The sequence below is a fragment of the Roseateles sp. P5_B10 genome, assembly GCF_056400485.1.
Genome location: NZ_JBFULE010000244.1, coordinates 1 through 6892 on the forward strand (window position 1 = coordinate 1; position 6892 = coordinate 6892).

General features: G+C 71.7%; 9 protein-coding genes. 5 read left to right on the forward strand and 4 right to left on the reverse strand.

Annotation, left to right across the window (positions count from 1 at the left end; translation table 11 throughout):
- Positions 1–14: 14 nt before the first annotated feature.
- From AC1DU6_RS15655 to AC1DU6_RS15675, 5 genes are all read left to right on the forward strand, one after another.
- On the forward strand, positions 15–137 hold the full coding sequence (locus tag AC1DU6_RS15655) for a GlsB/YeaQ/YmgE family stress response membrane protein (RefSeq protein ID WP_477858176.1): 123 nt from the start codon (positions 15–17) through the stop codon (positions 135–137).
- 33 nt (positions 138–170) lie between these two features.
- Positions 171–563 (forward strand): ElaB/YgaM/YqjD family protein, encoded by a 393-nt coding sequence (locus AC1DU6_RS15660; protein WP_056198739.1) that lies wholly within the window; start codon positions 171–173, stop codon positions 561–563.
- Positions 564–570: 7 nt separating this feature from the next.
- Positions 571–984 (forward strand): phage holin family protein, encoded by a 414-nt coding sequence (locus AC1DU6_RS15665; RefSeq protein WP_457320665.1) that lies wholly within the window; start codon positions 571–573, stop codon positions 982–984.
- A complete protein-coding gene (locus AC1DU6_RS15670; RefSeq protein WP_457320667.1) occupies positions 965–1825 on the forward strand; it encodes a lipocalin family protein in 861 nt (286 codons plus the stop codon). The genes AC1DU6_RS15665 and AC1DU6_RS15670 overlap by 20 nt, the downstream gene beginning before the upstream one ends.
- 75 nt (positions 1826–1900) lie before the next feature.
- Positions 1901–2413, forward strand: a complete 513-nt coding sequence (locus AC1DU6_RS15675; RefSeq protein WP_457320669.1) for a hypothetical protein — start codon at positions 1901–1903, stop codon at positions 2411–2413.
- 13 nt (positions 2414–2426) lie between these two features.
- On the opposite strand, the gene AC1DU6_RS15680 is transcribed toward AC1DU6_RS15675, so the two are convergent.
- The 4 genes from AC1DU6_RS15680 to AC1DU6_RS15695 all read right to left on the reverse strand — a co-directional run.
- On the reverse strand, positions 2427–2879 hold the full coding sequence (locus AC1DU6_RS15680) for a PA2169 family four-helix-bundle protein (RefSeq protein ID WP_457320671.1): 453 nt from the start codon (positions 2877–2879) through the stop codon (positions 2427–2429).
- A gap of 116 nt (positions 2880–2995) precedes the next feature.
- A complete protein-coding gene (locus AC1DU6_RS15685) occupies positions 2996–5251 on the reverse strand; it encodes a hybrid sensor histidine kinase/response regulator (protein ID WP_477858172.1) in 2256 nt (751 codons plus the stop codon).
- 136 nt (positions 5252–5387) lie between these two features.
- Positions 5388–6551, reverse strand: a complete 1164-nt coding sequence (locus tag AC1DU6_RS15690; protein WP_457444522.1) for an AI-2E family transporter — start codon at positions 6549–6551, stop codon at positions 5388–5390.
- Positions 6552–6613: 62 nt separating this feature from the next.
- Positions 6614–6892 (reverse strand): BON domain-containing protein (locus tag AC1DU6_RS15695; RefSeq protein ID WP_477858174.1); only part of this gene is annotated, 279 nt, incomplete at its 5' end.

Genomic DNA, 6892 nt, shown 5'->3' on the forward strand with positions numbered 1-6892 from the left:
GGCTGATCTCGCCCATGGTCGGCATTCCGAGCATCAATCAAGACGCTCTCAGCCTGGGTGCTCTCGTCGTGTCCCTGCTGGGCGCAGTCGTGCTGCTGGCGATCGTCAACCTGATCCGCCGCGGCACCCTGCGCTGAACCGTCACCCGCTTTCCAACCCCAAGGATCACCATGGCCACCACCACTGCCAATACGCCCTTCCCGACCTCGTCGGTCTCGCCCGCCACGCCCGCGCCTGCCGCAGCCGCCATCAACGACACGGCCGCGAAGGCCGGTGACGCCGTCGACAAGGGCGCAGCCGTCGGTCACGACGTGCTGAACCGCGTTGTGCAAGGTGCGCACAGCGCCATCGACCGCGTGGCCGAGACGGCCGCCCCCGCCGTGCAGCGTTTGCAGGACGGCGTGCAGGCCGCTAGCGAATCGCTGAGCCAGCGCGCCAGCGATGCGCGCGACCTGGGCGATGAATGGGCCGAGAGCCTGCGCAGCACCGTGCGCGAGCATCCGCTGGCCGCCATCGCGACGGCCCTGGCCGTCGGCGTGCTGGTTGCCCGGCTCGCCCGCTGAGGCGGCCTTGACCGACTCACCGCAAGACCAGCCCGCCCCACTGCTGGAGCAACTGCAGTCGCTGTGGCGCGAGTTGCCTGGCCTGGTCAGCGACCGGGTCGAGCTGCTGTCGCTGGAGCTGCAACGCGCGGTCCAGGCGCTGGCCCAGATCGTTGCACTGATGGTGGCCGTGGCCATCCTCGGTGTGACGGCTTGGCTGGTGTTGTGGGCCGGCGTCATCCGCCTGCTGGTCGCGGCCGGGCTGCCGCTGGAGGTGGCCCTGCTGCTGGCCATCGCCGTCAACGGGCTGGCCATCGTGCTGGCGCTGCAACGCGTGCGCAGCCTGCTGCCCAGGTTGCGCCTGCCCGCAACGCGGCGCCACCTGATGCTGGCTCCCGACCCGCAACCCAATGAGGCCAGCGATGAACCCGCCGCTGCCTGAACCCGATATCGATGCCCGCATCCTGGATGTCGAGCACCGGCTGATGGCGCGCGAGGCCAGGCTGCACGCGGGTGTCGAAGGTCTCACRGGCCAGCTGCGCCACCGCTTGCAACCCAGGAAGCTGCTGCTGCCGGTGGGTGGCGCACTGCTCGCCGTTGCGGCGCTGCTGGCGCTGCGCCGGCGCCCTCACGCCGAGCCTGCAACGCCGCGCCCCACCGGCGCGCTGCGGAACGTTCCCTGGCTGCGCCTGCTTGGCCTGGCCTGGCCACTGCTGCCCGAGCGCTGGCGCGGCCGCGTCAGCCCCGCTGCGGCGAGCAGCTTCGTGACGCTGGGGCTGCCCCTGGTCGAGACCTTRCTCGGCACGCATCGGGCCGAGCCACTGGCCACCGTTGGCGAGGTCGACCTGGCGCAGCTCAGCGGCCGCTGGTTCGTGGTCGGTGAATTGAAGGCGCACGGTGCGCCGGCGTTGCAGCCGCCGGAGTTCGGCCTGCTGCCGCGCGACGACGGGCGGCTGGATCTGCTGGAACGCCGGGTCGACGGCAATGGCACCCACGGCAGCGAGGCCTTGGTGGAGCCGGTGCCGGGCGGCCACGGCGCCCGGCTCAGGATCAGCCACTGGCCCGAGGCGCTGCGCTGGCTGCCGCTGGCCTGGCTCGAGCATGGCGTGCTGCATGTCGATCCGACTTATGACGAGGCGCTGATTGGCAGCACCGGGCGGGACGCGCTGTGGCTGCTGTCACGCCGACCGACGCTGGTCGCGCAGCGCCGCCAAACGCTGGTGCAGCTCGCGCGGGATCGCGGCTTCGCGGTGGAAAGGCTGCGCTTTTACGACGCTGGCTGATCCGCGGGCACGGCGGCACACGCCTTGCCTGCGATGGGTGCGGGGCCGTCCCGCGTTTCACAGCCGGAGGTTTTCATGGCACGCAGCAGCCTGCTAGGTATCGATTCCGCCGCGGCCGAGCCCGCCGGGCGCGACAAGGCGAGCCTGGGGCCCAGCGACAGCTCGGACAGCGGCAGCGACGTGGCGGGCATGGACGGTGAAGACGACGGCACCGACCCCGGCCTGCCCGTCGACGTGGCCCTGCGCGACGACCAGGCGGCGCCCTTGCCGCTGGGCGAATCGCTGCCGTCCAGCGAAGGCGAGACGGGGGTGCGCGACGGCGCCGACATCGGCGTGGACCGCGTCTTCACGCCGGGCGAAGCCGATGACACCGAAGCGTTGCTCACGGCCATCGACGAAGCGCCGCAAAGCGAAGACGACGAGGACGATGAAGATGAAGAGGAGGAGCAGGAGGGTGAGGCCAACCTGGTCAACACCCCTGCCAAGCCTCGCCAGCGCGCCACCAAGGCCGCGCCGGCGCAAACCGACAGCGAGGAGCGGCCCGGCGATGCCGATGCCGAATCCTCGCACCGCCCCGGCCGAAGCTAGGGCGGCTTCACGCTCAGACGGCGGCGCGAGCCTGGTCGCGCAGCGTGCGCACCTGCAGGTGGTTGCGCTTCACGCCTTCGTACTGGCGCTCCACGAGCATGCGCACATCGGGCGGCAGGGCCTCTTCCAGCGCCTTGCGATAGGCGCTCATCGCGCTGTCCTCACCGCGCTCGGTCTCCTCGAGGATGGCCTTGTCGGTGTAGCCGGCCAGCGTGCCCTTCACGGCCACCCAGCCGCGGTGCATTGCACCGGCGGCGGTGCCGCTGTCCTCGGCCTTGCCGCCCAGGCGCACGACCTGCGACTGCAGTTCGGTGGCAGCCTGGCGGCACTCCTCGGCGCGGCGCTCAAAGGACTGCTTGATTGCCGGGTCCTTCAGGTATTCCGCGGAGGCGTGGAAACCGTATTCACCGTCCTTGCAGGTTTCGATCAGGTCGTTCAGTGTGTCGATGATGTCGTCGTTGCTCATGGCAGATCCTTTCAGGGTTCGATGAAGACGCGCCGGCCGTCCGCAGGCATACCGTGCGTCCAGCCCTGGCATCGGCATTTGGCATGCCCGCGCCTGCCGCGGTGGCTGAGTTGTCGTTACGGCGTGTGGCCGGCCGTGGGCGGCGGGTGGGCGATGCGTGCCGCCGCGAGGGCCGCCTGCAGCGCGGCCAGCAGCTCGGCCGGCGCGCAGGGCTTGTGCAGGGTGATGAACTCGCCTTCGCCAATGGCCGAGTTGTTGAAGCCGGTGATCAGCACCACCGGCAGGCGCGGGCGGTGCTCGCGCAGCCGGCGCGCCAGCGCGACCCCGTCCATGGCGCCGGGCATGACGACGTCGCTCAGCACCACATCCGCCCCGGCCCCGTCGTCCAGCAGGCGCAGGGCGGCGCCCACCTCGGCGGCGCGCAACACGCGGGCACCATGGGCCATCAGCAGTGCCGCCGTCACGTCGCCCAGGGCCTCGTCATCCTCGACCAGCAGCACCGTGGCGCCGGCAATGCTTTGCGGGGCCGTGTCGGCAAAGGCCGGCATCTGGTTGTCCTGGGCGTTGCTCGCCACCGGCAGCAGCAGCGACACCGTGGTGCCCACGCCCGGCGTGCTGGCCAGGCGCGCTGTGCCGCCGGCCTGGGTCGCGAAACCATGGACCTGGCTCAGGCCCAGGCCGCTGCCCTGGCCTACGCCCTTGGTCGTGAAGAAGGGCTCGAAGGCATGCTCGACCAGGGACGGCTCCAGCCCCATGCCGTCGTCCCCCACGGTCAGCAGCACATAGTCCCCCGGCGGCAGGCCTTCCTTGTCGTGCGCCTCGGCATTGCTGGCCCGCAGCCGCAGCTCGCCGCCCGTCGGCATCGCGTCGTGGGCATTCAACGCCAGGTTGACGAGAGCGAGATCCAGCTCGTTGGCGTCCACCCGCACCGGCCAGACGTTGGCCGCCACCTGCACCTGGATCTCGATGCGCCGCCCGAGCACGCTGCGCATCAGCTCCKGCACCTCGGGCAGGTAGCGGGCCAGCGACAGGGTCTGCACCCGCACCGGCCGGCGGCCCGAAAAGCGCAGCAGATGCTGGGTCAGCGCGCTGCCCTTGTCGACCGAGCGCTGCGTGGCGCGCAGCGGACCCTGCAGCTCGGCGGCGCTGGGGTGGCGCTGCATCAGGTGCATGCTGTTGCTGATGACGCCCAGCAGGTTGTTGAACTCGTGCGCCACGCCGCCGGTGAGCCGGCCCAGGGCGACGACGCGCTGGCTCTGGGCGCCCCGCTGCTCGACATGGCGCGTGCGCTCCACGGCCTGGGCCACGCTGAGTTCCAGCTCGGCGCGGCTGGTCCCCATGTCGCGCGCCGCGCTGGCCAGGGCCTCGGCCACCTCGTCGCACTCGGCCATGCCGGTCGGGGCGGCCTGCACCGGCCGGCCGGCCTGCAGGTCCTGGGCGAGGCGCTTGAGAGCGCCTATCGGCCGCTCGATGCGGCGGGACACCCAGATGGCGCCGGCCATGGCCAGGGCCAGCAGTGCCAGCGCGCCCACCGCCACGCGTTGCACGGCCTGGGGCACGCGGCCGGCGAATTCCTCGCGCGGCATGGCGCTGACATAACTCCAGCCGAGCGCCGAGGTGCTGAAGTAGCCGGCCGTGGCGCGGCCGTCCAGCGAGATCGATTCGAAGCCGCCTTCGCGCGCCGCCGCCATGCGCTGACGCAGGTCGGCGCGGCCCTCGCGGCCGACATAGGCCGCGCCGCCGGGCAGCCGGGCCACGAGGCGGCCGCTGCTGTCCATGACAGCGCCTATCCAGCCCGGATGCGGCGACTGCGCCTGCAGGACGCGCTGCAGCTCCGAGGGCCGCACCGTGACGACCAGGTTGTAGACCAGGCGGCCGTCGCGGGTCACCGGCTCCACCCAGGCGGCATGCGGCTCCGGGGGCACGCCCGTGGGAGTGGGCGCAACGGGTTGCAGCGGCAGCATGACGGGGGTGGCACTCAGCGCCTCAGGCGCGCTGGATTCGGCGCTGGCGCCGTCGCCCGGCCGGGTGCTCAGCAGCAGCTTGCCCGGTGCCCTCAGCTCAACCCAGCCGCTCAGCCCCTGCATGGCGCGCCGGGCCAGGCGCTCGAAGGCCAGGCGGCTCTCCTCGCGCAGCGGCCCGGGGCCGTCCAGCGCGGGTGACTGCGCCAGCACCTGGGCGATGGCCGCGCGGCGCGACAGCTCGCCGTCGACCAGCAGGGACAGCGCGCGGGTCGTGTCGCGCAGCGTGCGCTCATGCGCGTCGCGTTCGGTCTCGTAGATGCTGGCAATGAGCCAGGCGACGCCCAGCATGCCGGGCAGCAGCACCGACAGCACGAGCAACAGCAAGCGGGAACGAATGGTGACCGGCATGGCGGGTCCAGGTGCGGCAGGCGTGAGCGGATTGCACGGACGCAACCATAGCGCTGTGGCCCGCCCCGGCCACGAAGAAGTATCAGGCCGCCTTGGCAATTGGCGTGCCCGACTGCGTGCGGCTGAGCCACCGCCCCTAGGTGTAGTGCTTGCGTGAGCGGGATTTCGATGGCGGCCCGCGCAGCAGCGAGCCCAGCGACGGCGACGGTGCGTGCCGGTCGCCCTCCAGGAAGCGCCGCAGCAGCGCCAGGCCCCGCCGGCGCTGGCACACGCTGCGCAGCCCGATCAGCAGCGGCACGGCGATGAGGGCGCCGACGATGCCCCACAGCCAACCCCAGAACAGCACCGACAGGAAGACCGACACAGTACTCAGCGACAGCCGGCGCCCGACGATGACCGGGCTGACGATGTTGCTTTCCACCGCATGGATGGCCATGAAGGACAGCGTGGGGCCGAAGATCTCCGGCCCCGTCTCGAAGGTCGCGATGCCGGCGAGCAGCAGCAGCACCATCAGTGCCATCGGACCGAGGTAGGGAATGAAGCACAGCAGCGCGGCGATGCAGCCCCACAGCGTCGGGTTGGGCAGGCCCAGCAGCCACAGCACCAGGGCCAGGATGACGCCCACGACCGCGTTGATGATGCCGACGGCGGCGAGGTAGTGGCTGATGTCGCGCTGGGCTGCGCGCACGCCGCCCAGCAGCAGCGCGCGGGTGCGCCGGCGCGGCAAGGCCTCGATGCTGCGCGACAGCAGCCATTGCTCGGAAGCGAGCAGGAAATAGGTCAGGATGACCGTGGCCGCGGCTGCCAGCAGGAAGGACAGGCCCCGTGTCAGCACCAGGCCGGTCAGGGCCACGCCTTCGGTGGCCAGCCTTTCCTTCAAAGGGTCCGATGCCGGTGTCGCCGCCACCCGGCCGAGCCGCGTGGCGGGCTGCGGCGGGCTCAAGCCCGGAATGGCGGCCCGCAGCTTCTCCAACTGCTCCAGCAGCTGGGCGACGGTGGTGGGCGCGGCCTGCCACCAACTGGCGGCCGGGCGCGCCAGGCTGCTGGCCACGGACACGGTGGACAGCAGCAGTGCCAGCACCAGCAGCAGTGCGCCGATGGAGGGCGGCACGCCGCGGCCGTGGAGCCAGCGCACGGCAGGCGCCAGCGCGAAGGTCAGCATGACGGCGATCAGCACCGGCGCCAGCAGCGGCCGGGCCTCGCGCACGGCGAAAACCAGGGCGACAAAAAAAATGCCGCGCAGAGCCCAGGCGCTGCGCGGCGGTTGGGACGGCTCGAGTCGCGGATCGGGCGCCGTCATGGGGTCCCCGACCTAGTGTGGAGTCACCCTGGCGGCCGCCGTGGCTGGGGTCTGCATGGCGCTCACTTCTCCGGCGGGCGCACGATGATGTTGTTGCGCACTTCCTTCACGTCGGGCGTGCTGCGGGCGAGCTGGCCGGCGCGGTCCTTCTCGGCCTGCGAAGTGGCGAAGCCGGCGAGCTGCACGGTGCCCTTGAGTGCCTCGACCTGGATGCGCATGGCGCTGACCTGGCTGTCTTCGGCGAAGCGCGCCTTCACGCGGGTCGCGACGGTGGCATCGTCGACATACTGGCCCACGGTGCTCTGGCCGCTGGTGACCGCGCAGCCGCTGGTGCCGAGGGT

What these genes read in the sequence shown, in the direction of transcription:
- AC1DU6_RS15680 (WP_457320671.1), bottom strand. Translation starts at nt 2,879, where the DNA reads ATGAGCAACGACGACATCATCGACACACTGAACGACCTGATCGAAACC.
- AC1DU6_RS15655 (WP_477858176.1), top strand. Translation starts at nt 15, where the DNA reads ATGGTCGGCATTCCGAGCATCAATCAAGACGCTCTCAGCCTGGGTGCT.
- AC1DU6_RS15660 (WP_056198739.1), top strand. Translation starts at nt 171, where the DNA reads ATGGCCACCACCACTGCCAATACGCCCTTCCCGACCTCGTCGGTCTCG.
- AC1DU6_RS15675 (WP_457320669.1), top strand. Translation starts at nt 1,901, where the DNA reads ATGGCACGCAGCAGCCTGCTAGGTATCGATTCCGCCGCGGCCGAGCCC.
- AC1DU6_RS15690 (WP_457444522.1), bottom strand. Translation starts at nt 6,551, where the DNA reads ATGACGGCGCCCGATCCGCGACTCGAGCCGTCCCAACCGCCGCGCAGC.